This window comes from Ruegeria sp. C2, assembly GCF_056537765.1.
The window spans coordinates 1,127,306-1,153,137 of sequence record NZ_JBQFRZ010000001.1; the positions used below are offsets into that span (position 1 = coordinate 1,127,306).

General features: G+C 58.6%; 28 protein-coding genes. 10 read left to right on the forward strand and 18 right to left on the reverse strand.

Going from position 1 to position 25,832, the window contains the following annotated elements; all coding sequences use genetic code 11:
* The first annotated feature begins 4 nt into the window (after positions 1–4).
* A complete protein-coding gene (gene rsmA / locus ACR0IV_RS05720; RefSeq protein WP_480657431.1) occupies positions 5–847 on the forward strand; it encodes a 16S rRNA (adenine(1518)-N(6)/adenine(1519)-N(6))-dimethyltransferase RsmA in 843 nt (280 codons plus the stop codon).
* Between the two features lie 58 nt (positions 848–905).
* Here the strand turns inward: rsmA and ACR0IV_RS05725 are convergent, their stop codons facing one another.
* The 3 genes from ACR0IV_RS05725 to prfA form a co-directional block, all read right to left on the reverse strand.
* A complete protein-coding gene (locus tag ACR0IV_RS05725) occupies positions 906–1,484 on the reverse strand; it encodes a DUF4167 domain-containing protein (RefSeq protein WP_480469588.1) in 579 nt (192 codons plus the stop codon).
* Between the two features lie 240 nt (positions 1,485–1,724).
* Positions 1,725–2,570, reverse strand: a complete 846-nt coding sequence (gene prmC, locus ACR0IV_RS05730) for a peptide chain release factor N(5)-glutamine methyltransferase (RefSeq protein ID WP_480657430.1) — start codon at positions 2,568–2,570, stop codon at positions 1,725–1,727.
* Positions 2,567–3,622: a peptide chain release factor 1 gene (prfA, locus tag ACR0IV_RS05735; RefSeq protein WP_480471891.1), complete on the reverse strand. Its 1,056-nt coding sequence runs from the start codon at positions 3,620–3,622 to the stop codon at positions 2,567–2,569. The genes prmC and prfA overlap by 4 nt, the downstream gene beginning before the upstream one ends.
* Before the next feature lie 62 nt (positions 3,623–3,684).
* Between prfA and ACR0IV_RS05740 the strand changes: the two genes are divergently transcribed.
* The gene (locus ACR0IV_RS05740) at positions 3,685–3,987 is read left to right on the forward strand and encodes a hypothetical protein (protein ID WP_480469586.1); all 303 of its coding nucleotides are present in this window, start codon (positions 3,685–3,687) and stop codon (positions 3,985–3,987) included.
* On the opposite strand, the gene ACR0IV_RS05745 is transcribed toward ACR0IV_RS05740, so the two are convergent.
* The 4 genes from ACR0IV_RS05745 to ACR0IV_RS05760 form a co-directional block, all read right to left on the reverse strand.
* Entirely contained in the window at positions 3,913–4,314 is a 402-nt protein-coding gene (locus ACR0IV_RS05745; protein WP_480469585.1) for a DUF1499 domain-containing protein, read from the reverse strand. The genes ACR0IV_RS05740 and ACR0IV_RS05745 overlap by 75 nt on opposite strands.
* Before the next feature lie 66 nt (positions 4,315–4,380).
* Positions 4,381–5,316, reverse strand: a complete 936-nt coding sequence (gene speB / locus ACR0IV_RS05750) for an agmatinase (RefSeq protein ID WP_480469584.1) — start codon at positions 5,314–5,316, stop codon at positions 4,381–4,383.
* A gap of 59 nt (positions 5,317–5,375) precedes the next feature.
* On the reverse strand, positions 5,376–6,344 hold the full coding sequence (speB, locus tag ACR0IV_RS05755) for an agmatinase (RefSeq protein ID WP_480469583.1): 969 nt from the start codon (positions 6,342–6,344) through the stop codon (positions 5,376–5,378).
* A 12-nt stretch (positions 6,345–6,356) separates the two neighbouring features.
* Positions 6,357–7,520 (reverse strand): M20 aminoacylase family protein, encoded by a 1,164-nt coding sequence (locus ACR0IV_RS05760; protein ID WP_480657429.1) that lies wholly within the window; start codon positions 7,518–7,520, stop codon positions 6,357–6,359.
* A 66-nt stretch (positions 7,521–7,586) separates the two neighbouring features.
* On the opposite strand from ACR0IV_RS05760, the gene mazG reads away from it, so the two are divergent.
* The 3 genes from mazG (at position 7,587) to ACR0IV_RS05775 (ending at position 9,893) form a co-directional block, all read left to right on the forward strand.
* A complete protein-coding gene (mazG, locus tag ACR0IV_RS05765; protein ID WP_480469581.1) occupies positions 7,587–8,444 on the forward strand; it encodes a nucleoside triphosphate pyrophosphohydrolase in 858 nt (285 codons plus the stop codon).
* Between the two features lie 64 nt (positions 8,445–8,508).
* Complete coding sequence (locus tag ACR0IV_RS05770) at positions 8,509–9,447, forward strand: nucleoside hydrolase (RefSeq protein ID WP_480657428.1); 939 nt, start codon at positions 8,509–8,511, stop codon at positions 9,445–9,447.
* On the forward strand, positions 9,444–9,893 hold the full coding sequence (locus ACR0IV_RS05775; protein WP_480469579.1) for an N-acetyltransferase family protein: 450 nt from the start codon (positions 9,444–9,446) through the stop codon (positions 9,891–9,893). The genes ACR0IV_RS05770 and ACR0IV_RS05775 overlap by 4 nt, the downstream gene beginning before the upstream one ends.
* On the opposite strand, the gene ACR0IV_RS05780 is transcribed toward ACR0IV_RS05775, so the two are convergent.
* From ACR0IV_RS05780 to ACR0IV_RS05805, 6 genes are all read right to left on the reverse strand, one after another.
* Entirely contained in the window at positions 9,890–10,057 is a 168-nt protein-coding gene (locus ACR0IV_RS05780; RefSeq protein ID WP_480469578.1) for a hypothetical protein, read from the reverse strand. The genes ACR0IV_RS05775 and ACR0IV_RS05780 overlap by 4 nt on opposite strands.
* Positions 10,058–10,159: 102 nt before the next feature.
* A complete protein-coding gene (locus ACR0IV_RS05785) occupies positions 10,160–10,477 on the reverse strand; it encodes a hypothetical protein (protein WP_480657427.1) in 318 nt (105 codons plus the stop codon).
* Positions 10,478–10,612: 135 nt separating this feature from the next.
* Positions 10,613–11,890 carry a phosphopyruvate hydratase gene (gene eno / locus ACR0IV_RS05790; RefSeq protein ID WP_480469576.1) on the reverse strand — a complete coding sequence of 426 codons (1,278 nt, stop codon included), beginning with the start codon at positions 11,888–11,890 and terminating at the stop codon, positions 10,613–10,615.
* Between the two features lie 137 nt (positions 11,891–12,027).
* Entirely contained in the window at positions 12,028–12,906 is an 879-nt protein-coding gene (locus ACR0IV_RS05795) for a DMT family transporter (protein WP_480469575.1), read from the reverse strand.
* A gap of 136 nt (positions 12,907–13,042) precedes the next feature.
* Positions 13,043–13,456 (reverse strand): Fur family transcriptional regulator, encoded by a 414-nt coding sequence (locus ACR0IV_RS05800; RefSeq protein WP_480469574.1) that lies wholly within the window; start codon positions 13,454–13,456, stop codon positions 13,043–13,045.
* Between the two features lie 71 nt (positions 13,457–13,527).
* Positions 13,528–14,226 carry an endonuclease/exonuclease/phosphatase family protein gene (locus tag ACR0IV_RS05805; protein ID WP_480469573.1) on the reverse strand — a complete coding sequence of 233 codons (699 nt, stop codon included), beginning with the start codon at positions 14,224–14,226 and terminating at the stop codon, positions 13,528–13,530.
* A 187-nt stretch (positions 14,227–14,413) separates the two neighbouring features.
* Between ACR0IV_RS05805 and ACR0IV_RS05810 the strand changes: the two genes are divergently transcribed.
* Entirely contained in the window at positions 14,414–15,301 is an 888-nt protein-coding gene (locus tag ACR0IV_RS05810) for a DMT family transporter (protein ID WP_480657426.1), read from the forward strand.
* 7 nt (positions 15,302–15,308) lie between these two features.
* On the opposite strand, the gene ACR0IV_RS05815 is transcribed toward ACR0IV_RS05810, so the two are convergent.
* Positions 15,309–16,727 (reverse strand): protein adenylyltransferase SelO, encoded by a 1,419-nt coding sequence (locus ACR0IV_RS05815; protein ID WP_480657425.1) that lies wholly within the window; start codon positions 16,725–16,727, stop codon positions 15,309–15,311.
* Positions 16,728–16,814: 87 nt separating this feature from the next.
* Here ACR0IV_RS05815 and ACR0IV_RS05820 point away from each other — a divergent pair, with 87 nt between their 5' ends.
* On the forward strand, positions 16,815–17,234 hold the full coding sequence (locus ACR0IV_RS05820; RefSeq protein ID WP_480657424.1) for a cupin domain-containing protein: 420 nt from the start codon (positions 16,815–16,817) through the stop codon (positions 17,232–17,234).
* Positions 17,235–17,238: 4 nt separating this feature from the next.
* Positions 17,239–18,129 carry a fatty acid desaturase gene (locus ACR0IV_RS05825; protein ID WP_480657423.1) on the forward strand — a complete coding sequence of 297 codons (891 nt, stop codon included), beginning with the start codon at positions 17,239–17,241 and terminating at the stop codon, positions 18,127–18,129.
* A gap of 109 nt (positions 18,130–18,238) precedes the next feature.
* Here the strand turns inward: ACR0IV_RS05825 and ACR0IV_RS05830 are convergent, their stop codons facing one another.
* The 4 genes from ACR0IV_RS05830 to ACR0IV_RS05845 form a co-directional block, all read right to left on the reverse strand.
* Entirely contained in the window at positions 18,239–19,366 is a 1,128-nt protein-coding gene (locus ACR0IV_RS05830) for an anhydro-N-acetylmuramic acid kinase (RefSeq protein WP_480469568.1), read from the reverse strand.
* 393 nt (positions 19,367–19,759) lie between these two features.
* Complete coding sequence (locus ACR0IV_RS05835; protein ID WP_480469567.1) at positions 19,760–21,607, reverse strand: carbamoyltransferase family protein; 1,848 nt, start codon at positions 21,605–21,607, stop codon at positions 19,760–19,762.
* 70 nt (positions 21,608–21,677) lie between these two features.
* Complete coding sequence (locus ACR0IV_RS05840; protein ID WP_480469566.1) at positions 21,678–21,827, reverse strand: DUF5989 family protein; 150 nt, start codon at positions 21,825–21,827, stop codon at positions 21,678–21,680.
* Positions 21,828–21,846: 19 nt separating this feature from the next.
* Entirely contained in the window at positions 21,847–22,257 is a 411-nt protein-coding gene (locus ACR0IV_RS05845; RefSeq protein ID WP_480657422.1) for an SxtJ family membrane protein, read from the reverse strand.
* A 395-nt stretch (positions 22,258–22,652) separates the two neighbouring features.
* Here ACR0IV_RS05845 and ACR0IV_RS05850 point away from each other — a divergent pair, with 395 nt between their 5' ends.
* Entirely contained in the window at positions 22,653–24,218 is a 1,566-nt protein-coding gene (locus ACR0IV_RS05850) for a carbamoyltransferase C-terminal domain-containing protein (protein ID WP_480657421.1), read from the forward strand.
* 289 nt (positions 24,219–24,507) lie between these two features.
* Positions 24,508–25,695, forward strand: a complete 1,188-nt coding sequence (locus tag ACR0IV_RS05855) for an alginate O-acetyltransferase AlgX-related protein (protein ID WP_480657420.1) — start codon at positions 24,508–24,510, stop codon at positions 25,693–25,695.
* The last annotated feature ends 137 nt before the right edge of the window (positions 25,696–25,832 follow it).

The following is a 25,832-nucleotide window of genomic DNA, read 5'->3' on the forward strand; positions in this document are numbered from 1 at the left end:
AGCCATGAGCGCCATCGACTCCCTTCCCCCATTGCGTGAGGTCATCGCGACGCACCAGCTCTCAGCCCGCAAATCGCTGGGCCAGAACTTCCTGCTCGACCTCAACCTGACCGCCAAGATCGCACGGCAGGCCGGGGATCTGACACAATGCGATGTCCTCGAAATCGGCCCCGGCCCCGGTGGCCTGACCCGGGGGTTGCTCTCCGAAGGGGCCCGCAAGGTCGTGGCGGTGGAAAAAGACACACGCTGTATCGCCGCCCTAAACGATATCGCCGCCGCCTATCCGGGCCAGCTAGAGGTGATCAATGGCGATGCGCTTGAAATCGACCCGCTGGCCCATCTGACACCGCCCATTCGCGTGGCCGCCAACCTACCCTATAATGTCGGGACCGAGCTTCTGGTCCGTTGGCTCACCCCGCCACAATGGCCGCCCTTCTGGCAAAGCCTGACGCTGATGTTCCAACGCGAAGTGGCCGAACGCATCGTCGCCCAACCCGGCGGCAAAGCCTATGGCCGTCTCGCCATCCTCGCCCAATGGCGGGCCGAAGCGCGCATCGCCATGTCGCTGCCGCCCGGGGCCTTCACACCACCACCAAAGGTCTCCAGCGCCGTGGTCCACCTGACCGCGCTGTCCGAGCCCCGCTATCCGGCGGACGCCGCCACTCTGTCCCGTGTCGTGGCCGCCGCCTTCAATCAGCGCCGCAAGATGCTGCGCGCCTCGCTGAAAGGCGTGGCACCTGACATCGAGGACCGCCTTCTTGCCGCAGGCATCCAGCCCACGGAACGCGCCGAACAGGTCCCGCTAGAGGCGTTCTGCGCCCTGGCCCGCGAAGTTCAGAAAAACTGACACCAAGAAAAAAGCCCCGGGTCGAAACCTCGGGGCTTTGTCTCTTCTGAGGCTGGTCTTACTCAGCCGCTTCGGGCGTATCGCCATCTGTCTTGGGCTCAGCTTCAGCCTCTGCCGCAGGCGCAGGTTTCGGCTTGCGCGCGCGGGGCTTGCGAGCGGGCTTTTCCTTTTTCTCAGGTGCCTCCGCCCCTTTGTTCTCAGGTGTTTCGACTAGCCCGCTTTCGGGTGTGGCCTCGGGCGCGCTGAAATCCATCACATCAGGCTGCGGAGCCTCTGCCGGATCGGCCTGACGGGCCGCCTCGCGTTCCTGACGCTCAGCACGTTCGCGATCACGCTCAGCCTGCCGTTCACGGTTCTGGCGTTCCTGCTCTTCGCGGCGGGCTTCAATCTCGCGCTGCGCCTCGCTCAACATGCGCAGATAATGCTCGGCGTGCTGCTGAAAGTTCTCGGCGGCCACACGGTCATTGGACAGCTGCGCATCGCGCGCCAGCTGGTTGTACTTATCAATGATCTGCTGCGGGGTGCCACGCACTTTGCCCTCAGGACCCGAGCTGTCAAAAACCCGGTTTACGACGTTGCCGCCAGAAGGACGATTGCGGTTGTTCTTGGCCCGCGAACGGGATTTGGAAGATCTCATCTTACTTTACGTCAGCCTTATAAACTCACTGTCGATCAACCCGTATCTAACGCTGCTCGGTGGCTTGTGCCTTAACGCGTCATCGACTTTTTGGGCTTGGCGTCAGGGGCGCGCTGAAACAGCGTCAACCTCGCCGACTAATCCTGAGTAAACATGTCCTGCGCATTCAGACAAGGGCTTTGTCCGATATTTCGCAGCTTTTTTACATCAATCGGCACATTTCAGCCTCAGCCGGGCCCATTACTGCGGCATTCTGGCACCCACAACCCGATCCCGACCGTCCAGATCAGGGATTATGCGGATATCCACCAACCCCGCCGCATCAAACAAGGCCGAAACATATTTGCCCTGCGTCGGCCCGATCTCGACCAGCAACCGCCCACCCGGCATCAGAAAATCCGGTGCCGAGGCGGCGATCCGGCGATACGCCCCCAACCCGTCCCCTTCATCGGTCAGGGCCATGCGCGGTTCATGCTCGCGCACCTCGGGCGACAGATCATCCATTTCCTCAACGGAAATATAGGGCGGATTTGAAACAATAAGGTCAAATTGCCCCTCAATGTTCTCAAACCAATCGGATTGCCGAATCTCCACCCGTGGCTGCACCTGATGCTGCACGGCGTTGGCGCTGGCCTGCAGGCAGGCAGATTCGCTCAGATCCACACCCAGCCCCGAGGCGCTGCTGCGCTCGGCCAGCAAGGTGATCAGGATACAGCCCGAGCCCACACCCAGGTCCAGCAGATGGTCAAACGGCTCGCTCAGCGCCGCCTCGATCAAAGCCTCGGTTTCGGGGCGTGGATCAAGCACATCGCGGCTGACCCGGAACCGGCGGCCATAGAATTCCCGCTCGCCCAACAGGTGCGACACCGGCACCCGAATGGCCCGCAACGAGATCAGCTGGTCATAGCGCTCCGCAATATCGACAGGCAGTTCCTCGGGCGCGATCAGCGTCACCCGGCTGGCCTCGATCCGCGCTGCATGGGCCAGCAGCACCCGCGCATCCCGCGCCGGATCGGGCACGCCTGCGGCCCGCAAACGCGCAGTGGCGGCCACCATTGCCTGAGCTGCCGTCAACGCCGCAATCATTGCGCCATCTCGGCCAGCAGCCGGGCCTGATCATCTGCGGTCAGCGCGTCGATCACCTCATCCAGATCGCCCTGCATCACCTGATCGAGCTTATAGAGCGTCAGGTTGATACGGTGATCCGTCATGCGACCTTGGGGGAAATTATAAGTCCTGATCCGCTCCGACCGGTCGCCCGAACCCACTTGACTGGCGCGATCTGCAGAACGCTCACTGTCGATGCGTTGACGCTCCAGATCATAAAGCCGCGTCTTCAACACCTGCATCGCAATCTCACGGTTGCGATGCTGGGATTTCTCGGAACTGGTCACCACAAGCCCGGTCGGCAAGTGCGTGATCCGCACCGCCGAGTCGGTGGTGTTGACGTGCTGCCCCCCGGCGCCCGAGCTACGCATCGTGTCGATCCGGATGTCGTTAGCATCAATCTGGATGTCCACATCTTCAGCCTCGGGCAGAACCGCCACCGTCGCCGCAGAGGTATGAATGCGCCCGCCGCTTTCCGTCTCTGGCACCCGCTGCACCCGATGCACACCGGATTCGTATTTCATCCGCGCAAAGACGTTGTCACCCTTGATATGGGCCACGACCTCTTTGATCCCACCCAGATCAGAGGCCTGTTCCTCGATTATCTCAAACTTCCAGCCCCGCGCTTCGGCATAGCGCTGATACATGCGCAGCAGGTCTCCGGCGAACAGCGCAGCCTCATCCCCACCCGTACCGGGCCGAATCTCCAGCATCGCCGGGCGCGCATCAGCGGCATCCTTGGGCAACAATGCCAGTTGCAGCGCATGTTCCGCCTCGGGGATACGTGCCTGCAGCTCGGGGATTTCTTCTTCCGCCAGCTCTTTCATGTCCGGGTCAGCCAACATCGCCTCGGCCTCGGTCAGATCACTGACCAGTTGCCGCCACGCCATAATCTGATCAACGACTGGCTTAAGATCCGAATATTCCTTGGCCAAAGCCGCAATATCCCCGCCCGAGGCACCATCCGCCATGGCCGCTTCGAGGTACTGGAATCGCTGGGTGATCTGTTCAAGACGTTCTTCGGGGATCATCCGGGCGGTGTCTCTCATCCGGGGGCGTTGGTCAAGGCCCTGCCTTGTGCTAGGTTTGGTGTATGAGACGACTGATCCTGGCCCTAACCCTCTGTTCAAGCCCTGCAATGGCCGATTACGTCGGCCCCGATGGCAAGACCCGCGATTGCTATTGCACCGATAAATCCGGCAGCCGCATCGAGCTGGGCGAGATGATCTGCCTACAGGTCGACGGCCGCATGTTCATGGCCCAATGCCAGATGTCGCTGAACGTGCCCATGTGGCGCGAGGTGCAAGAGGGGTGCTTGTCGTCAGGGTTGCAGCAAAGCAAGCCAGTGGGTGACCCGCTGTCGATTGACGCCGAAATCTTTCCGACCAAATCTTGAGCGCGCATAGATGCGCAGCTTATCCCCGTCATGCTGCACGGTAGTGTAGTCGGGAAACCCGAATACCCTGGAACGGATGACATAGGTTATCATTCCCTCTTCGATCGAACCTGCCAGCACCGTCGTGCGCGGCGTCGAGCGGGCAATATGATCGAGTTGCTCCAGCCCTCCCGGGGCTGCCTCAACGACCCGCACTACGCCGTTCCTAAAATCTCGATCCACGCCTTCGGGGGCAACATGCCAGCGCGTTGGGTCAGACGGCGCAAGACGAACATATGCGCCCATCGCAATGCCCACCGAAATCAACAGCCAAAGCACCATTTTCATCTGCCCTTCGATCCCTTTGCGCAAAGCCTACCCAGTCCGAGGGCGACCAACACCCCTATCGTGGCGTCACCCCGGCAGGATGCACAGCAGCTCGAACAGAAGGTTCGCCGCAGTCAACGCGGTATTGCCTGACGGATCATAGGGCGGAGATACCTCTACCAGATCACAGCCCACCACGTTCATACCCGCCAGCGCATGGATCAGCTGCAGCGCCTGTGGCGTGGTCAGACCCGCAATCTCGGGCGTTCCGGTTCCCGGTGCAAAAGCCGGGTCGAGGCTGTCGATGTCATAGGTGATATAAACCGGATGATCGTCGACCGTCTTGCGGATCAGTGAGCCGATCTCGGTCAGGTTCTGCTGCCATAGCTCCCATGCCGGGTATTGGCGGAACCCCCAACCTTGCGCCTCGGTAAAGTCGCTGGCCGCGTAGCCCGAGCCGCGAATGCCGATCTGGAAGGTCTTGTCGGGCACGATCAACCCTTCCTCATAGGCGCGACGGAAGACTGTTCCGTGGGTTTCTTTCTCGCCAAACATCTCGTCATTCACGTCCGCATGAGCGTCCACATGCACCAAAGCCACTGGCCCGTGCTTGGCTGCCATTGCCCGCAGAATCGGCAAGGTGATCGAGTGATCTCCGCCCATCGCCACCGGGATGACACCCTGCCCCAGTATACCGTCATAGCTGTCTTTGATGATCTTGAGACTGTCGGCCAGCGAGAACGTATTGATCGCCAGATCCCCGATATCTGCGATCTGCAGATGGTCAAACGGCGCCGCGCCATTGGCCATATTATAGGGCCGGATCATCGCGCTCTCGCTGCGGATCTGCTTGGGTCCAAACCGCGTGCCCGACCGCCACGAGGTGCCGATATCCATCGGAACGCCTAGCACAGCCACATCCAGCCCCTCCAGCGAAGACGCCTGCGGTAAGCGCATGAAGGTATTCGGGCCAGAAAACCGCGCCAGATCATTGCCGCCAATCGGTTGGTTGAATTCGGTCATATGATGTCTCCGATCCGGTGCCTCACCAAGCAGATACCGGGATTATGCCTAACCAAAGGTTAAGGCTTCACAAGCTTGTTCCACCCCAGCAGACAAATGATCTGCGTCGCCACATGCGCCCCCGCAATCGCCGTCGCACCAGAGGTGTCGAATGGCGGAGACACCTCGACCACATCGCCACCTTTGATATTGATCCCGGCAATGTCGCGCAGGATGATTTGCGCCTGGATCGAGGTCAGACCGCCCCAGACTGGCGTCCCGGTTCCGGGCGCAAAGGCCGGGTCCAGACCATCGATATCAAAGCTCAAGTAAACGGGGCTATCGCCCAGAATGTCTTTGATCTTCTGCGCAACGGCGGCGGGGCCGGATTCGTAAACCTCGCGCGCGTCGATGATGTTGACGCCCAGCGTATCCTCGTTGGTGGTGCGAATGCCCACCTGAACCGAGCGTTTCGGATCAACCAGCCCCGATTTCACCGCCTTGTAGAACATCGTGCCGTGGTCCACGCGGGACATGTCATCATCGGCCCAGGTATCCGTATGCGCATCGAATTGCAGCAGCGACATGGGCCCAAATTTCTCGGCATAGGCCTTGAGGATCGGGAAGCTGATATAGTGATCCCCGCCCAACGTGACCGAGGCCACATTTGCCGCCAAAATGGTACGTATGTGATCAGTCAGCGTGTCGGGAAAGGCCGGGATATTGGCATAGTCATAGGCCATATCCCCATAATCTACGATCGCCAGCTCGCTGAGTGCATCAAAGGGCCAGCCATAGGGCGCATCCGGCGACTGCAGTGAACTGGCCTCACGGATCGCGCGCGGCCCCAGCCGGGTTCCAGGACGGTTGGTCACCGCCTGATCGAAGGGCACACCAGTGACCGCGATATCAACGCCTGCAAGGTCCTTGGTATAGAGCCGCCGCAGGAACGACGTAGCACCACCAAAAGTGTTCTCATAGGACAGCCCCTTGAGATCGGGGTTGGTGAATGCCTCATCCACCTGGTTCTTTGCGTCTTCCAGAGCCATGTCTTTCCCCAATCAGCGCAGTGGCTGAGCCGTTTCGACGAGTCGTGCGAAGAACGATGCCCCCACCGGTGCGATCTCATCATTGAAGTTGTATTTCGGATGATGCAGCCCGGCACCTTCGCCCTGTCCAAGGAACAGATAAGCACCGGGTCGGGCCTGTAGCATGTAGGAAAAATCCTCGGCCCCCATCTCGCGCCCCGCATTGGCCGTTACGCGCTCGGCCCCTGACACATCCCGCGCCACTTCTGCCGCGAATGCGGCCTTGTCGGCGTCGTTGATCGTGGCGGGATAGCCCTCTTGATACTCCAGTTTGGCCTCGACACCATATGATGCCGCCTGCCCCGCAACGATCTGCGCCATCCTGTCTTTGACCATCTTCTGCACTGCGGGATCAAAGGTGCGAACGGTGCCGTTCAGATAAGCGGTATCAGGTATCACGTTATTCACCGTCCCGGTGTGAATCTGTGTCACCGACACCACCAGATCGTCCAGCGCATAGTGGTTGCGGCTGACAATTGTCTGGATCGCCTGCGCCATTCCGCAAGCCGCCATCACCGGGTCGCGCGTCTCATGCGGCATGGCCCCGTGGCCGCCCACGCCCTGAATATGGATCTCAAACGTATCTACTGCGGCCATCAGCGGCCCCGGCGTAGTCTCGAACAGCCCCTCGGGCCGGCCCGGAGTGTTATGGATGCCGTAAACCTGAGAGATATTGAACCGATCCATGATGCCTTCTTCAACCATCACGCCCGCGCCGCCGCCCTCTTCCTCGGCAGGCTGAAAGATCAGCGCAACCCGGCCCGCAAAATTCCGCGTTTCGGCCAGATAGCGCGCAGCACCCAGCAGCATCGTAGTATGCCCGTCATGACCACAGGCATGCATCATGCCGGGGTTTTTCGAGGCGTAGTCCACGCCCGTCTCCTCGGTGATCGGCAAAGCATCCATATCGGCGCGCAATCCGATGGTCGGGCCCTCACCCTGCCCATTGATGATCGCGACCATCCCGGTCTTGGCGATCCCCTCATGCAGCTCATCCACCCCGAACTCGCGCAGACGATCCGCCACAAATGCGGCGGTCTCATAACATTCGAACTCCAATTCGGGGATCGTGTGCAAGTGCTGGCGCCATTGGGCCATATCAGCGGCGTAATCGGCAATTCGGTTGACGACGGGCATCTGGGGTGGACTCCTGATCCTGACTGCGGGATGGATGCATCTGACACCGGAACGAAAGGGTTCGCAATGGCCGAAAATCCTCTGATCCACGACACGGACGCGGGTATCGAGCGTTTGCTGGAAATCATGCGCCGCCTGCGCGACCCGCAAACCGGCTGCCCGTGGGACATCGAACAGGATTTTTCCACCATCGCGCCCTACACGATTGAGGAAGCCTATGAGGTCGCCGACGCCATCGAACGCGAGGCCTACGACGAGCTGAAAGGAGAACTGGGCGACCTGCTGTTCCAATCCGTCTTCCACGCGCAAATGGCTGAAGAGGCTGGGCATTTCACCTTCCAAGACGTGGTGCGCACCATGTCGGACAAGATGGTTACCCGTCACCCACATGTCTTCGGTGATGAGTCCCGAGACAAGTCGGCGGATCAACAGACGCTGGATTGGGAAACCATCAAAGCCGCTGAACGCGCGGGCAAGGAACAGAAAGGGGCGCTGGACGGGGTTGCCGCCAACCTGCCCGCCCTGCTACGTGCCCACAAGCTGCAGAAACGCGCCGCCCGTGTCGGGTTCGACTGGCCCGATGCCAGCCATGTCCTCGCCAAGATCACCGAAGAGGCCGCCGAACTGGAAGAAGCGCGCGACAGCATGGATGCCGACGCGCTCGAGGATGAATTCGGCGATCTGCTGTTCGTGATCGTCAACCTCGGCCGGCACTTAGGCATCGAACCCGAGGCCGCCCTGCGCCGCACCAACGCCAAGTTCACCCGCCGTTTTGAGAAGGTCGAAGCGCGGCTGGCCGAACGCGGCAGAACGCCCACGCAAAGCGATCTGGCCGAGATGGACGCGTTGTGGGACGAGGTGAAAATCGAAGAACACCGCGCCAACGGCAAACTCCCGCCGGTGGATGCCCCGGCGGACGTGTAAATCTGGTAGACAAGTCCCGCGACACTTGCGAGTGTCCGACCTTCACGCCCCCCCGGAGAGCCCCATGCCCCGCAAGATCATCATCGACACCGATCCCGGTCAGGACGACGCTGTCGCCATCCTTCTGGCGTTGGCCAGCCCCGAAGAGATCGAGGTTCTGGGCATCACCGCCGTCGCCGGAAACGTGCCGCTGGAGCTGACCGCCAAAAACGCCCGCATTGTCTGCGAACTGGCGGGCCACACCGATATCCCCGTCTATGCCGGGTGCGACCGGCCCCTGAAACGCCCGCTTGTCACGGCCGAGCATGTGCATGGCAAAACCGGGCTCGACGGCCCTGTTCTTCCCGATCCCGAAATGCCTCTGGCCGAAGGCCACGCGGTCGATTTCATCATCGATACCCTGCGCGCGCAAGAGCCCGGCACAGTAACGCTCTGCCCTCTGGGGCCGCTGACGAACATCGCCACTGCCTTCCAAAAAGCGCCCGACATCATCGACCGGGTGCAGGAAATCGTCCTGATGGGTGGTGCGTATTTTGAGGTTGGAAACATCACACCAGCAGCCGAATTCAACATTTATGTCGACCCGGAAGCTGCTGATATTGTGTTTAAATCCGGCATTCATGTCGTCGTAATGCCATTGGATGTCACACATGACGCTCTGGTCACGCCTCATCGCAACGATGCATTCCGGGCATTGGACAGCAAGGTTGGTCATGCAGTGGCAGAGATGACCGATTTCTTCGAACGTTTCGACAAGGAAAAATACGGTTCGGAGGGCGCGCCGCTGCACGACCCCTGCGTCACGGCCTATCTGATCCGGCCCGATCTGTTCTCGGGCCGCCACATCAATGTTGAAATCGAAACCCAGTCAGAATTGACATTGGGCATGACGGTGGCCGACTGGTGGCGGGTCACCGACCGTGCACCAAACGCCATGTTCATGGGCGACGTGGACGCCCAGGGTTTCTTCGACCTGCTCACAGAAAGGCTGGCCCGTCTATGACCGCCGCACTCCGCCTCGCCCGCCCCGACGATCTGGACCGCCTGATGGCGCTGGTCGCGGCGTTTCATTCGGAATCCGGCATCGCGCAGGACGATGCGCATCGGCGCGACGCGCTGGCCCCGCTGTTGGACGGCATACCGCATGGGTGCGTGTATCTGATCGGGCCGGGCCGCGCGCCGCTTGGCTATGTTGTCCTCACCTTCGGCTGGTCGGTCGAATTCGGCGGCATGGACGCCTTCGTTGACGAAATCTACATCCGCCCAGCCGTCCGTGGCCGCGGTATCGCAACCGAAGTGCTGCACGATCTCCCCAAAGCGCTGGCCGAGGCCGGGCTGACCGCCCTGCATCTTGAAGTCGACCGCACCAACGAAACTGCGCAGAAACTCTATCTGCGATCAGGCTTCAAACCGCGCGAACGCTATATGTTGATGAGCAAAACGCTTTAGCGCGACTCACCCCGGAAAATCAGCCCTGGATTGTACATTTCCTGTACCGGATCGTCTTGCGAGACCTCCGCGCCCGTGATCGGATAGGTTCCCGGCTCGGAACATGCGGCCAGAAATCCGGCAGAAACCAATGAAATCACAAGAAAAACCTTCGAAGCAGACATCTTGCCCCCCTTTCTGCAATGCAGGCAGACTACCGCGCCTTACCTGACGGCAATAGGAACAAGTTCACACATAATGATTTTTATGTAGGTATTATACGCCGTTCAGAGGCAGTTTTTCTTGAACGTCCGCTCCATGGTCTTGAACTGACGCTGCACGCGTTTGGGCTCAGGCAGCGCCTCCAACTGCGCGGTCACGTTCTCGCCAGTATACCAGGATTGGAACAAAAGCGCCTTGATATCATCGTCCAGAACCGTGTCGGCGACGTTATAGGTGCACAGGCATTCCTCCATGGTGATCTGCCCGCTGGGATCGCCCTCAACCATCTTCTGGCACACCGTTTCGGGCGGACGTTCGGCCAGCGCGATCTGAGGCAGGATCAATAGCGCCGCCGCGCCAGTGATGTGTTTGAATGTGGTCATAAGACGTCCTCTCCCAACAGCCACAGCACTGTGACCTGTGATGCTCAGCTTAGACAGATCGAGGATTACGCAAAGAAAAAAATGGCCCCGGCGTGGAAGCCGGGGCCTGATCTGGTTCAAAAAGGTGCGGTGCGCTCAGCGCTTCAGGATCGACGCGCCCGCATATTCCGCGACCTCACCCAGCGATTCCTCGATACGGATCAGCTGGTTATACTTGGCCAACCGGTCCGACCGCGCCAGCGAGCCGGTTTTGATCTGACCGCAATTGGTCGCCACAGCCAGATCGGCAATGGTGGCGTCTTCGGTCTCGCCCGAGCGGTGCGACATCACGTTGGTATACCGCGCGCGGTGCGCCATATCGACGGCACGCAGCGTCTCGGTCAGCGATCCGATCTGGTTCACCTTGACCAGCATCGAGTTGGCGCATCCCCGGTCAATGCCTTCGGCCAGACGCTCGGGGTTGGTAACAAACAGGTCGTCGCCCACCAGTTGCACTTCATTGCCAAGCGCGTCGGTCAGCGCTTTCCAGCCGTCCCAGTCATCCTCGGACATGCCGTCTTCGATCGAGATGATCGGGTAGTCTGCAACCAGCGCGGCCAGATAAGCCGCGTTCTCTTCCGAGGTCAGGGTCTTGCCCTCACCCGACAAGACATACTTGCCGTCCTTGTAGTATTCGGTCGCCGCACAATCCAAGGCCAGGTGGATTTCTTCGCCCGGCTTGTAGCCCGCCTTTTCGATGGACTTCAGAATGAAATCCAACGCCTCGCGAGTCGATGCGATGTTGGGCGCAAATCCGCCCTCGTCACCCACACCGGTGGCCAGACCAGCCGCCGAAAGCTCTTTCTTCAGCGTGTGAAACACCTCGGACCCCATGCGCACAGCTTCGCGGATATTCGCAGCCGAGGTTGGCATGATCATGAATTCCTGAATGTCGATCGGGTTGTCCGCGTGCTCACCGCCGTTGATGATATTCATCATCGGCACCGGCAAAATGCGCGCCGAGGTGCCGCCGACATAGCGGTACAGAGGCTGCGTGGTGAAATCCGCTGCCGCCTTCGCGGTCGCCAGCGAGACGCCCAGAATGGCATTTGCGCCCAGACGACCCTTGTTCTCGGTGCCATCCAGCTCGATCATCGCTTGGTCGATAGCCACCTGCTCGGTTGCGTCAAAGCCCACCAGTTCCTCGGCGATCTCGCCGTTCACGGCAGCAACCGCTTCCAGCACGCCCTTGCCCATATAGCGCGCCTTGTCGCCGTCGCGCTTCTCGACCGCCTCATAGGCGCCGGTCGACGCACCCGAGGGCACAGCGGCGCGACCCATGGTGCCGTCTTCCAGAATCACATCAACCTCAACCGTCGGGTTGCCCCGGCTGTCCAGGATTTCGCGTGCGTGGATGTCGATGATGGTGCTCATGAGGCCCGTCCCTGTGGCTGCAATCAGTTGCACGCCTCATAACAGCAACCGGCGAAAAGTAAACCGGTCACGTTATCGCTAACACGTATATTTTCCTGCCTTTAGGGCTAACAGTTTTCTGTTTGCGCCAACACTGATCAGGCTGGAACCATCTCGCGCGCAAGACGGCGTTCGCGGACAAAGGTGTAAAGACCCGACCCGATGATCAACGTGGCCCCCGCCAGGGTCATCGCATCAGGCCGCTCGTTGAACATCAGCACACCCGCGATCATCGAGAACACAAGGCGCGTATAGCGGAACGGCATCATGGCCGAAGCCTCGCCCACCCGCATCGCCGCCACGATGCCGTAATAGCCCAACATGCTGAACACCACTGCGGCCAGATAAGGCCCGACCTGCGCCGCCTGGACCGGGGCATAGGACTGCCCGGTAGACAGCATCAACACAAGCCCGGCCAGTGTCGCGGCGATATAGGCTTGCATCGCAACAACGGTGGACGCGATCCGCGCATCCAGCCTGCGCGTGATCAGGTCGCGCGCGGCGATAAAGACGACGGTCGCAACGACCAGCAGCGTTTCCGGCTGGAACCCCTCTAGCCCCGGACGGATGATCATCAAAACACCGACAAAGCCGACACCAATCGCACTCCACCGCCGCCAGCCGACCTTTTCGCCCAGAAACAACGCAGCGCCCATGGTCACGACCAGCGGCAAGGCCTGAAACACCGCCGCAACCGTAGACAGATCGATCAACGACAGCGCGGTCACGAACAGCACCGCACCCACCCCCTCGGACGCGGCGCGGGCAATTGGCAAAAGCTTCCATGCAGCCGGATCGAAGATCCGTCTGCGCGTCGCCACTGACAACAACGCAAAGGCCAGGCCGCAGACAACGCCCAGCGCAATCAGGATTTGCCCGGTCGGCACAGTGACCGACAGGTACTTGATGAACATATCCTCGATCGCAAAGGCTGCCATCGATCCGACAAGCAGCAGGATGCCGTTTACGTTATTCATGCGCGTTTCCATCAGAGAAGGCCGGGAACCGTGGGGCCCTTGCCGCAGCAAAACCGGATTGACTGCGACCTCGCAAGTCGAATTGCGACCTGTTTGATGATTTCCCGTGTGTCGACCTATCGCATTTCGTGATGGGTCAGTCCTTGTCCAACGGTACCCCGTACAGCTCAAGCCGGTGGCCCTTCAGCCTGTAACCCAGCTTGGCCGCAATCTTTTCCTGCAAGGCCTCGATCTCGGGATCGACAAATTCGATCACTTCGCCCGACTGCATATCGATCAGATGATCATGGTGATCACGCTCGGCATCCTCATAGCGCGCGCGGCCATCGCCGAACTCCAAACGCTCCAGAATCCCGGCCTCTTCGAACAGCTTCACGGTGCGATAGACGGTGGCGATCGAGATCCCCGCATCCTCAGCCGAGGCACGGGCATAGAGCTCCTCGACATCCGGGTGATCTTCGCTCTGTTGCAATACCTGGGCAATGATCCGGCGCTGACCGGTCATGCGCAGGCCTTTGGCCTCGCAACGGGCGATAATCGTATCGGACATGGTGACCCCCGGAACTGTTCGGACTTCTGTCTTAATATGTCCGCGCGCGCTGCGCCACCGACGATTTTGCGCTAGGCCGCGCGGCGCAGGTCTGCCCAGACCGGCAAATGGTCCGAGGCGATATGCGCCGGTCGCGCGTCATGCACCCCGTGCAGAGTGGCCTCAAGCCCTTGCCCAAGCGCGATTCTGTCCAGCGCGCCCAATGGTTGCGCCGCAGGAAAGCTGGGCACCGGAGGTAGGAACTGCATGTCCGGGGCCAGATGATCCAACACGGGTTGGCGCGACCATTCGTTGAAATCTCCGGCCCAGACCGTGGGCATCTCGTCCAGATCAGAATCACATCGCCGGATATGGGTGATCTGCTGACGGCGCGACGCGGGCAACAACCCCAGATGCATCCCCATCACACGTAATGGGCCGATCTGCGTATCAAACTCCACCCGCACGGCCCCCCGGGGCTCCAGCCCCGGCAACTCATGATGCCCGGTCTGCCGAACCGTAATCGCATCCCCGCGCCAGATCACCGCGTTGCCATGCCAGCCCAGACTGCCCGCGCCGCCCAGATCGACGATCTGCCAACCCGCCTCATCCAGCATGAAATGCGGCAGGGCGGCCGGGCGCGGAGGCAGCCTCTTGTCCGCCTCCTGCAGCACCACGATATCGGCCTGCATGCTGTCGATGACCTGCATGATCCGCTGCGGCTGCCGCCGGAAATCGAGGCCCAGGCATTTCTGGATATTGTAGCTCGCAAGGCGCAGGGTCTGGGTCATAAGTATCCGAATTCCGTTTGGACCTTAGATTGCCATGAAACCCGGCAATCGCAAGTCGAAGCCGCAAAAACTGTCTTATGGTTCTCGCCTGCATTCACCACCTTAAGCATTCTGCGCAAAAAGCTTGCACTCACCGTACACAGCTTTAATGCCTGATTATCTTGCGAGACAAAGGACCCGAGCCAACATGGTTTCCACCGAAGCCCCCGGACGCGATTTGACCAAGGCAAGCATCGTCCTCGTGATCGGAGGGATGATGTGGGGCCTCTACTGGATCCCCGTACGTTTCTTTCTGGACCTCGGGCTCACCGGTCCGTGGCCGGGGATCGCGATGTACAGCGTCGCCTTGCTTGGTCTGCTCCCGCTGATCTGGCGCGAACGTCGTCAATTGGCCCTGCAGTGGCGCGGGCTGCTGCTCAGCGGCGTGTTCACCGGTGCCGCATTCAGCCTGTACTCCATCAGCCTCGTCTATACCGATGTCGTGCGCTCGATCCTGCTGTTTTACCTGACACCGATCTGGAGCACACTTCTGGGGCTGCTCTTTCTCGGAGAACGCCTCAGCTGGCAGCGGTTTTTTGGCCTTGTCTTCGGTATGGTCGGTTTGTTCATCGTTCTGGGCGACAGTGGCATTGTGCCTTGGCCCAGCAATATCGGTGACTGGCTCGCCCTGGCTTCGGGTATCTGCTGGGCACTGGGAACCATGGGCCTGTACCGGACCGTGCAAGTGTCGGCTTTCGGGCAGGTCTTCGCCTTTGTTCTGGGCGCCATAATCCTGTCTCTGATCAGCCTGGTGTTTCTGGAAGCCCCCATGCTGCCTGCCATCGCGCCGGAAGACACCCTTTGGGTGCTGCAACTTGTCCTGCTGTCCGTGTTCTACACCCTGCCGATGGTCTACATGACCATCTGGCCCGCCACAAAACTCTCGCCCGGTCGCGTCGGATTGCTGTTGATGAGCGAGGTCGTCGTCGGCCTCGCATCAGCAGCGGCGTTCGCGGGCGAACCCTTCGGATTGCGCGAATTGTTGGGCGCTGTGCTGATCGTCAGCGCCGCAGTGCTCGAAATCGTGCGGAAATAAATCTGGATCAGGTCCCGCAGAACGTGGCATGCACCACTTCACTCTCAGCCGGTGGGCGTTTCAGGTCACTGGCTTCCGGTTGATCCTCATAAGGCCGTGACAGCACATCATTCAGCCGCTGGAACAGGGCGTAGTCCCCCTGCACCGCCGCCTGGATCATCTGCTCGACCCGGTGATTGCGGGGAATGAACGCCGGGTTCGCTGCAACCATCACCTCCGCCGAAGCCTCTTCGCGTTGCACCCGCGCCTGCCATCCCTCGGCCCATTGATCATAAGCCGCCGGATCGGTGAACTGGTCGCGCGCGCGATCCCCGCCCAGCGCCCGGAATGTATTGGTGAAATCAGCACTGTTCTGCGCCATCCGGGTCAGCAGGTCCGAGATCATCTCGAGATCGCCCTCCTCAGCCCGGGTAAGCCCGATCTTGGCCCGGAACCGCTGCAGCCAGTGCTCCTGCATCAGATCGGGCATGGCATGCACGATCTCGGTTGCCTCCTCGACAGCTGCCTCCTTATCCTTATACTGCTGGATCAGTGCCGTCGCCAGCTGCGCCAGATTCCACACCGCAATCTCGGGCTGGTTAGAATAGGCATAGCGCCCCATCCGATCAATCGAGCTGTAGACCGTGTTCGGATGATAGCTGTCCATGAAGGCACATGGCCCATAATCGATGGTCTCACCCGCGATCGAGCAATTGTCCGTGTTCATCACCCCATGAATGAAGCCAACGCTCATCCACTGCGCTATCAACCGCGCCTGTGCATCGCGCACTGCACGCAACAGACCCATCGGCCCTTCAGCCTCGGGATAGTGCCGCTGGATCGCATATTCCGTCAGCCGCTTCAGGCTCTCCAACTGCCCGCGCGCGGCAAAAACCTGAAACGTGCCCACCCGCAGATGGCTCTGCGCCACCCGCGTCAGAACCGCACCCGGCATCGCCCCCTCACGCAGCACGATCTCTCCGGTCTCCACCGCAGCCAATGCCCGCGTGGTTGGAATGCCCAGCGCATGCATCGCTTCAGAGACCACATATTCCCGCAACACCGGCCCAAGCCAGGCCCGTCCGTCGCCCTGCCGCGAAAAAGGCGTGGGGCCAGACCCCTTCAGCTGAATATCACGGCGCACACCGTCCTCACCGACCGTCTCCCCCAACAGCACGGCCCGGCCATCCCCCAGCTGAGGATTGTAGGACCCGAACTGATGCCCGGAATACAGCTGCGCCAGCGGCTGTGCCCCCTCGGGCACGGTGTTACCCGCAAAAGCCTCCGCCATCTCCTCGACCTCGCCCGGCGAAATCCTCAGCAACCGCGCCAGATCAGCGTTGAATGCAACCAAGCGCGGCGCGCGCACCGGAACCGGAGCCTGCCGCGCATAAAACGCATCGGGCAGACGGGCATAGCTGTTGTCGAAAGGGATCGTCAGTGTCATGCGGCAAACATATGCTGTGCAGACGCAAATGCCATAGCGGATCGCACCCGCCCGTGCATAATCGCACCAACCCCACGAAGGATTGCCATGACCGCGCAAGACATCATCGACCGCCTCAACCTGCAACGCCACCCCGAGGGCGGCTGGTTTCGCGAAACCTGGCGCGCCGATAACGCAGGCCGCGCCACCGGTACCTGCATTTACTTCCTGCTGGCCGAGGGTGAAAGCAGCCACTGGCACCGCGTCGACGCGACCGAGATCTGGCTCTACCACGCCGGCGCCCCGCTGATCCTGTCGCTCAGCGCATCCGATGATGGCCCCGCGATCGATCACCTGCTGACCCCGGACCTGACCCAAGGCGTACCGCAACTGATCGTGCCAAAGAACCACTGGCAAGCCGCCCGCAGCACCGGCAACTACACGCTGGTCAGCTGTACCGTATCTCCGGGTTTCGAGTTCGACGGCTTCACCCTCGCCGCCCCCGGTTTCGATATCGTCAGAGGCTGACCGGGTGGATCACCGCAGCCTCATAGCAACCCTGCCACCCGAGGTTAAAACCCAGCTGCAACAGCGCTCCAACAGCGCAGGCCTGATCCACCTCGCGCTCTACCTCGTGGCTCTCGGCCTCACCTCAACCGGCATCCTGCTGCAGGTCCCTCTCTGGCCGCTCTTGCTTCTCCCACAAGGCATATTGCTGGTCTTCCTCTTCACCCTCAGCCACGAATGTACCCACAAGACACCGTTCCGCACGGGCTGGATCAACGACGCGGTCGGCCACGTGGTCTCGATCCCCATCGCGTTGCCCTTCACATGGTTCCGCTACTTTCACCTAGCCCACCACAAATGGACCAATCACCCCGACAAAGACCCTGAACTTGCAGGTAAACCCCGCCCGGACAATTGGCCGAGCCTACTGATCTATCTCAGCGGTGGGCCCTACTGGTCAGGCATGGCGCACACGCTGATCCAAAATGCTCTGGGCCGTGTCAGCGCCCCCTACCTGCCGCCCCGCCAGCACCGCGCCATAAGGGGCGAGGCACGACTACTTCTCACCCTCTACCTCCTCGCCGCGCTCAGCCTGTTCTTCACACCGGTACTTTTCTGGCTCTGGCTCTTGCCCGTTCTGATCGGCCAGCCTTTCCTGCGCCTCTACCTGCTTGCAGAACACGGCCTCTGCCCGCCTGTGGCGAATATGCTGGAAAACTCCCGCACCACCTTCACCAACCGCCTGATCCGGTTCATCGCCTGGAATATGCCCTACCACGCAGAACACCACGCCTTCCCAAACGTACCGTTCCACCAACTGCCAGCCTTCCACAACTGGACCCAGGCCCACCTGAAAACCACCTCAAACGGATACGCAGAATTCTCGATAGACTACACCCGAACCCTTAGGCGCTAAAACGCGTGTTTCGATGCCTTGGTGCAACCTAAACACAAAGCAATAGATCCGCTCTTCATCTGGCCCAAAATATCCCGGGGGAGTCGCACAGCGACGGGGGCAGAGCCCCCTACCCGCTCACCACAGCCCCGCGCGCCGGAGACGACACAACCCCGCCCCCCACAAGCGCGCTTACCCCAGTCGTTCCGGGGCACGAGGTCGGCATCCCGCGCGCGACACGTACTGCGAGATAGGCAAAAGCCTGCGCCTCCAGCATGTCGCCATCAAGACCCACCGCCTCGACCGGTTCCACCGGGCAATCCAGCGCAACCCGCAGCATCTCCATCAGCACCGGATTACGCCGTCCTCCGCCGGTGACCAACATCCGCGCGGGCGGTCTGGGACAATGCTCCATCCCCTGCACCACACCCGCTGCGCACATGCCGGTCAGTGTCGCCACCGCATCCGCATCGCTCAGTTCCTGCACCAATCCGATCATCTCGGCAAAGTCGTTGCGATCCAGAGACTTCGGCGGCATCCGGTTGAAAAACGGTTCAGCCAAAAACAGCTCCAACGCGCCGGTTTCCACCGTACCCCCGCGCGCCAAGGCACCGTCCCGATCCATCGGCAACCCAAGCCGTGCCTGCATCAGATCATCGACCGGCGCATTCGCGGGTCCGGTATCAAAGGCCAGCAACGCCCCCGGCGCCTCCGGCCCATCGAACGAGGGGTCCACATAGGTCAAATTCCCAACCCCGCCCAAGTTCAGAAAACACAAGGGTTCCGTGGCGCCAATCCATTTGGCACAGGCGAAATGAAAGAATGGAGCCAGCGGTGCACCTTCGCCACCCAAAGCGACATCATCGCTGCGGAAATCCCAGACGACGGGCAGACCTAAAGCCTGCGACAGGCCCACACCATCGCCCACCTGCAACGTGCCGCGCCCGCGTGGCTCATGCGCCAGAGTTTGACCGTGAAAGCCGATCAGATCTACATCTTCGAACTCGGCCAAAGCCTCGGCATGAGCAAGGGTTACCAGTTCTCCGGCCGCCTCAACCTCGGGCCCGTGCCATTGCCCCAGCGCCGCCCGCAACGTGGCACGTTCCTCCTCGGAATACGCGCGATACCGGCTGTCGCCAAATCCGAAAATACGCTGCCCGTCGGTTTCAACCACCGCCGCATCCACGCCATCCAGCGAGGTTCCAGACATCGCCCCCAGCGCCCGGATCGGCCCTGTTTTCCCGTTGCTCCGGCTCACGCGTTTCTCCTGCTCTATCCAGCCCGCCTTCGGCCTGACCTCTGACAGCCACTCAACCAGACGATGCAATGGCCTCAACCTGCCCGCATCTCACCGAGGCTGACAAGACACCTTGTCACCAATCCCGCATTTTTCCCGGACCAGAGCGTCTTTCAGAGCACCCCCAGCTTTCCTGAGAACGCACCTTTCCCCTATCCGGTTTGCTCAGTCCCGGCGTCCCGCAACATCAGCCCCTTTGGCACGGCATATCCAAAACCTACCGCACACTTGGATAGCGCGCTTAGCGGTACCTTCGCGTTGCCAACAATCGATTGATTTATGAACGGCAATCTAGTGCAAGATTGTCAGTTGGATCTGCCAATGTTCCTGACCGGCGCACCGGCTTTGACCCATTTAGTCGAGCTCATACTTGTTTTTATAGTCTTCTGACAAGGCCGGATCCTGATCATCTTTGCGCAGGATCGAATTCCCAACCACGAGCATATCCATGTCAGTTCCCATGAAGCATCGGAAGGCATCTTCCGGAGTGCACACGATCGGCTCACCGCGGACATTGAAAGATGTATTCACCACAACCGGGCAACCGGTCTTGTCCTTAAAGGCAGATATGACTTTGTGATACAGCGGGTTCGTATCCTCATGCACGGTTTGAATACGTGCCGAGTAATCAACATGCGTGATCGCCGGGATTTCCGAACGTTTCACGTTGAGCTTATCGATCCCGAACAGGTTCTGTTCGTCGTCGGTCATTTCGCGCCGCTTGTCCTCTCGTACGTGATCGACAAGCAGCATGTAGGGGCTATCATAGTCCAAATTGAACCAATCAGCCATGTCGTCGCGCAAGACAGAGGGGGCAAAGGGTCGGAAGCTTTCGCGGAATTTCACCTTTAGGTTCAGCGTCTTCTGCATCGAAGCCGAGCGCGGATCACCCAAAATGGAACGACCACCAAGTGCGCGCGGCCCAAATTCCATTCTGCCGTTGAACCAACCAACCGCTTTTCCTTCGGCAAGGGCAGTCGCGGTTGTTTCAATCATCTCGCTTTCGGAAACTGTCGTGAACTTTGCGCCGACCTTTGCGATGCGTTCCTCGATATTGCTTTGCGAGAAAACCGGGCCCAGGTAGCTGCCGCGCATGCCGTCGCGACCCGATGCAACCTTGCGTTCGTGTCCAAGTTCCTGATGCCAGGCCGCATAGGCTGCTCCCAGTGCCCCGCCTGCATCTCCTGCAGCGGGTTGTATCCAGACATCCTTGAATGCCCCATCGCGAAGGATTTTGCCGTTCGCCACGCAGTTCAGGGCAACACCACCCGCCATGCAGAGATTTGGGATGTCGTACTCTTTGGCAAGACTACGAGTCATCGTCATGACAATCTCTTCGGTCACCGCCTGAACCGACGCCGCCATATCCATGTGAAACTGGTCCAGCAGATCTTCTTCAGGTTTGCGAACTGGTCGTCCGAACAGCTGGGAGAACTTCTCATTGGTCATGGTCAGACCAGTGGCGTAGTTAAAGTACTCTTGGTTCAAACGAAAAGACCCGTCAGGTTTCAGATCGATCAGCTTATCAAGCATCAGGTCTTTGAACCGCGGCTCGCCATAAGGAGCCAACCCCATGACCTTGTATTCTCCCGAGTTCACCCGAAAGCCCGTGTAATAAGTCACGGCAGAGTAAAGCAGCCCGAGCGAATGGGGAAAGTGTATCTCCTTCACCATTTCCAGATCTTTACCGCGCCCGATGGCCACGGTGGTCGTCGCCCACTCGCCAACACCGTCCAGCGTAAGGACAACGGCCTCTTCAAAAGGCGATGGATAAAAGGCCGAAGCCGCGTGACTCATGTGATGCTCGGCAAAGAGCAGACGATTGCGAAACGTCTTTTTGGTGCCCTTCTCGATCTTGTTCAGTTCCTTCAGCATCAGATCTTTCTGAAAGAGCTTTTCCTTGATCCAGACCGGTATCGCGAGGTGGAAACTTTTGAAACCGCGCGGTGCGTTGGCGACATAAGTCTCAAGCAGACGTTCAAACTTCAGGAAAGGCTTGTCGTAGAACGCCAGATGATCGACATCGGACAAGGACATTCCCGCCTCTTCAAGCACATAGGCGATGGCCTCATGTGGAAATCCGGCATCGTGTTTCTTGCGCGTAAATCGCTCTTCTTGCGCTGCCGCGACAACTTCGCCGTCCACGAGAATGGCCGCCGCGCTATCATGATAGAAAGCCGAAACACCAAGTATCGCCGTCATGACGCTCTACCCTTCCAAAGGTTAATAATCTGGTAAACCATTCCGCCAGTCTTCTCACCCAAAAGGCGATTTAGAAGATTGTATAGATGAACGGAGCAATCGCTGAACCTTGGGTCAGAACGATCAGACCACCCAGAAGCACCATCATCAAGAGAATGGGCAACAGCCAAAACTTCTTTCGGACCTTCATGAATTCCCAAAGCTCGGCGACAAAAGACATAGGTAAACTCCGCTAAATACTAAAATTGCTTGCGCATCGAATCCGATGAAGACGCTTCGCGCACGATCCAATAGCTGTCCGCATCACCGTCAAATTTCTGTTTCAACGGATCTGGATTCTTCAGACGGCGGATCAGTCCAATCGGCGTGACAGTCACGAAAAAAATGATGCCCATAACGATCGGTGAGACGATCATGCTCAGCAGCATTCCGAACTTGAACCAGATCTTATTGAGGGGCTTCAGAAGGGGCTGCGCGAAAAAGGCAGCGGCCAGGAACACAGCTGCAATCGCGATGGCCCAAAGTCGAACCGGGTTCCCATGAATGACCCATGGCCACAATGCAATGATCATGAACACAGCCGCAAACACAAGACCAAAGCTGCGTTCAGAACCGATTTCTACTTCTGAATGGGATGCTATGTCTGACACGCACGACCCTTTCTTCAAATTGTGTCAAGGCCGACGATAAAAACGATCCAAGCCAAGAATGAAGCACTCGAAAAAAATAACACAGAACCCTAGTACAACAGCAGAGCGGATTCTTGCAAACAGTATCTATGAATGTGAAATCAATGTCTCCAAAGGAACGACAATCCCGAGCGATCTGGAAAATTGATCCAGAATTCTCCATCGCGATGATGGCGCTCTGACAGCGGAGGCAGCAACCTCTACTGCCCTGAATGCAAAAGCTCGATCAACACAAGCTGCGCCAATTCGTTGCCACTAATCGTTGGGTTTGTCACCTTTGGGTGTCAACAATACTTGATTAAGCCATACATTCCTCAATACGCTTGCTCGAAATATGATTTTGCGAGTGAGTTATTATGAAAGTTCTTTCCTTTAAACCCGGGCACGATGGCACCATCGCTGGTATTGATACCGACAAGAAAGAGCTTTTGTTCTCATATGAGGCTGAAAAAGATAGCTATCCCAGAAGCTCTGCAGTCAATCCGGACACGTTTATCGACGCCGCGACATGGTTCAAGGATTTGCCGGATGTCCTGGCGCTCAGCGGGTGGTCATCTACGGCAAATGGCCACGCGACATTAACCGGTGCCGGTCATCAGGGCCTCGGCAACCGTTCCGAAGTGGTTGGCAAAAAAACGTTCTTTGGAAGAACAATCGACTTCTATTCTTCAACCCACGAAAGATCCCATATCTGGAGCGCTTATGCCTTGTCTCCGTTCGAACAGGGCGAACCTTGCTATGCGCTTGTTTGGGAGGAAGCACTTGGCGATTTCTATGAAATTGATGCAGATCTGAACATTCGCCACCTTGGTCAGGTCATGGCGAAACCTTGGCTCAGGTATTCGTTTCTTCTTGATCTGGCCGATCCTGAACGGTTGCACGCCCACGATGGTTTCAGCAAGAAAGCACCGGGCAAGCTGATGGCAGCGGGTGCTATCGGGGACGCCCATGCGCAAGACACCGATGCCGAAACTTTGATCGCTCAGTTGCTCTACCAGGACAAGGCGTCATTCACCCCAAGCAAAAGCGATTTCGCATCATCGCCTTTCCACAATATCGGCATCGACTCGAGCCGCTTCAGGAACCTGGCCGCAAAGTACTCCGACGCCATTTACAACGCTTTTTTTGAGTTCGCGAAGACTCATCTGAACAAAGGTTATCCTTTGCTGATTTCAGGTGATTGTGGCCTCAACTGTAACTGGAACACGCGATGGCGCGAGTGTGGTCTGTTTCGCGATGTCTTTGTCCCGCCCTGCACCAGCGATTCCGGCAGCTCGATTGGGACTGCCGTCGACGCCATGCGCCATTATAGTGGATGCGCCAAGCTTGATTGGTCGGTCTATTGTGGTCAGCCCTTCGTAGATGACCGTATCGACATGCCAGAGACTACGGTCGGCGAATTGAACCTCCGGGAAATCGCTGCAGACCTGTATGAAGACAAGGTTGTCGGTTGGGCGGCAGGGTGTTGCGAAATTGGGCCTCGTGCCCTCGGGAACCGATCTATTTTCGCATCCCCTTTCAAGGCCGAAAACCGAACCCGCCTGAACAGGATCAAAGGGCGCGCCGACGATGCCCCGGTAGCTCCGGTTTGCCTTGAAGAGGATATCTCCGAGCACTTCGACTGGTCGGGACCATCGCCTCATATGCTGTATTTTCAGAATACCACCAACCCGGCCTTGAAGGCGGTACGTCACGTTGACGCCTCGGCGCGTGTTCAGACTGTAAATCGGGATCAGAACCCTGTGCTTTACAATCTTCTCACCGAGTTCAAGGCGCTTTCCGGTGTTGGCGTCCTCTGCAACACCTCGCTGAACTTCAAAAACGCCGGGTTCATCAATAAGACCAGTGATTTGTACTACTACGCGCGGTCATCGGGCCTTGACGCATTTGTTGCCGGTATTTCGTATGTTCGCCTCAATTAGCGAGCGGTGCATTGCAAGGGGGTCAAATGCAAATCGCTACAATGTTGAGGTGATATGCAGTTTTGCGCGGCGCCTCCGAAATATCTCGACGCATATGTCCTATTTCTGTGCCCATTCTCCCTGCTTTCGAAAGGTCGCCTTCGCGAGAAAGCGCAATGCGATGATGCCGCCCTTACATCCGGAAAGAACCACACCGATGCTTTGGTGAAATTCTGCAAATACCTAGAACTACTTTTGAATTCGGAGAAAGCAAGACATGCAATCCTCGGTCGGTCGAATAGCAAAGACAATGAAATTTCTCGCAGGCCAGCTATTGCTATTGGTGTTTGTTCTCGTACTCTTTGATATTGCTGCCTATTTCTTCGTTCCGAACTCGATCGCGTGGCAATACCACTACTACCGGCAGGCGGACACATATACGGGAAAACCGGCGTCTTATCCCCAGAACTATTACGAAGCCCAATCTGACCGCGGCTTCGATATCGCCGCCAACCGCGAAACAATTCACCATCTGCCTGAAATCAGCTACCCCATCCACTCCAATTCCATGGGTTGTTTTGATAAGCAGTGGACAGAAATCCCGGAGAATTACATATATTTCGCGGGGGACAGTTTCACTTGGGGATTCACCCCGTTCGGAGAGCGGTTCTCCGACAAGTTCGAAGAAAGCAGCGGCGTGCCATCGCTCAAGTGCGGCGTTTCCTCGACTTCGACGCTGCATCAGTTCGACAAGTTTGTTAATCTGACCGAACAGATCGGCCGATACCCCGAGACGGTGGTTCTATCCTTCTTCGAAAATGACGTCGTCGGCGATTATCTCTACCCCGACAGTACCGTCCTGGATGGATGGTTGGTCCATAAACGCTACTTCGATTCAAACGGCGCTCCTATCGAAGTCGACGGCGAATGGCTGAACGACAAGTTGCAAGCGGCGTTGGCATCACCACCCAGCTCGGTATCCTGCGGCGCTTCACTCTCGATCATGGTGCAATGCTATTCGTTATCCGCAAATATTTTGAATCGCATACTCGATGCGATCACGGGTTCCCGCAACGATGCAGCAGAGAACTTGGCATCCGCAATCGACTATAACGGACAAAAGATCTACGGCGAACCACCGACGAACAGGCCAGCGCCATCCACAAAGGTGTTTCCTTATCGCGACCAGCCGATTTCGGGCCCGAACCAGCAAGCCTTTCGTACATGGCAAATGCATGCAGCCGAGCACGGCTATCGTCTGGTTGTCGTCCTAATACCACCGCCACGATCGCTTTCATTTGATGGAACGTACTACCAGGAAGTTGTTGAGTTCCTTCAAACCCAGGACATCGAAACCATCGACCTGTTGCCAATGTTTCATCAGCGCGGCTTGCAGAGGCATCAATTGTATTGGCGATATGACGGCCATCTATCGCCACAGGGCCACGCAGTCGTGGGGGAAATTCTGGTTGAGAGGCTTCCGAGCATCGGCAATTGATGATCTGTCTGCAGGATGTCGCAGAAACTGCCTCAGGGCCGAAGCGAGTTGAATGATACGATGCTATCGGGGTGCCTCAGCCCGATAGCTTTGACAACGCAAAGCTTCAAGGAACTCATACCTTTTCAAGCGAGGCG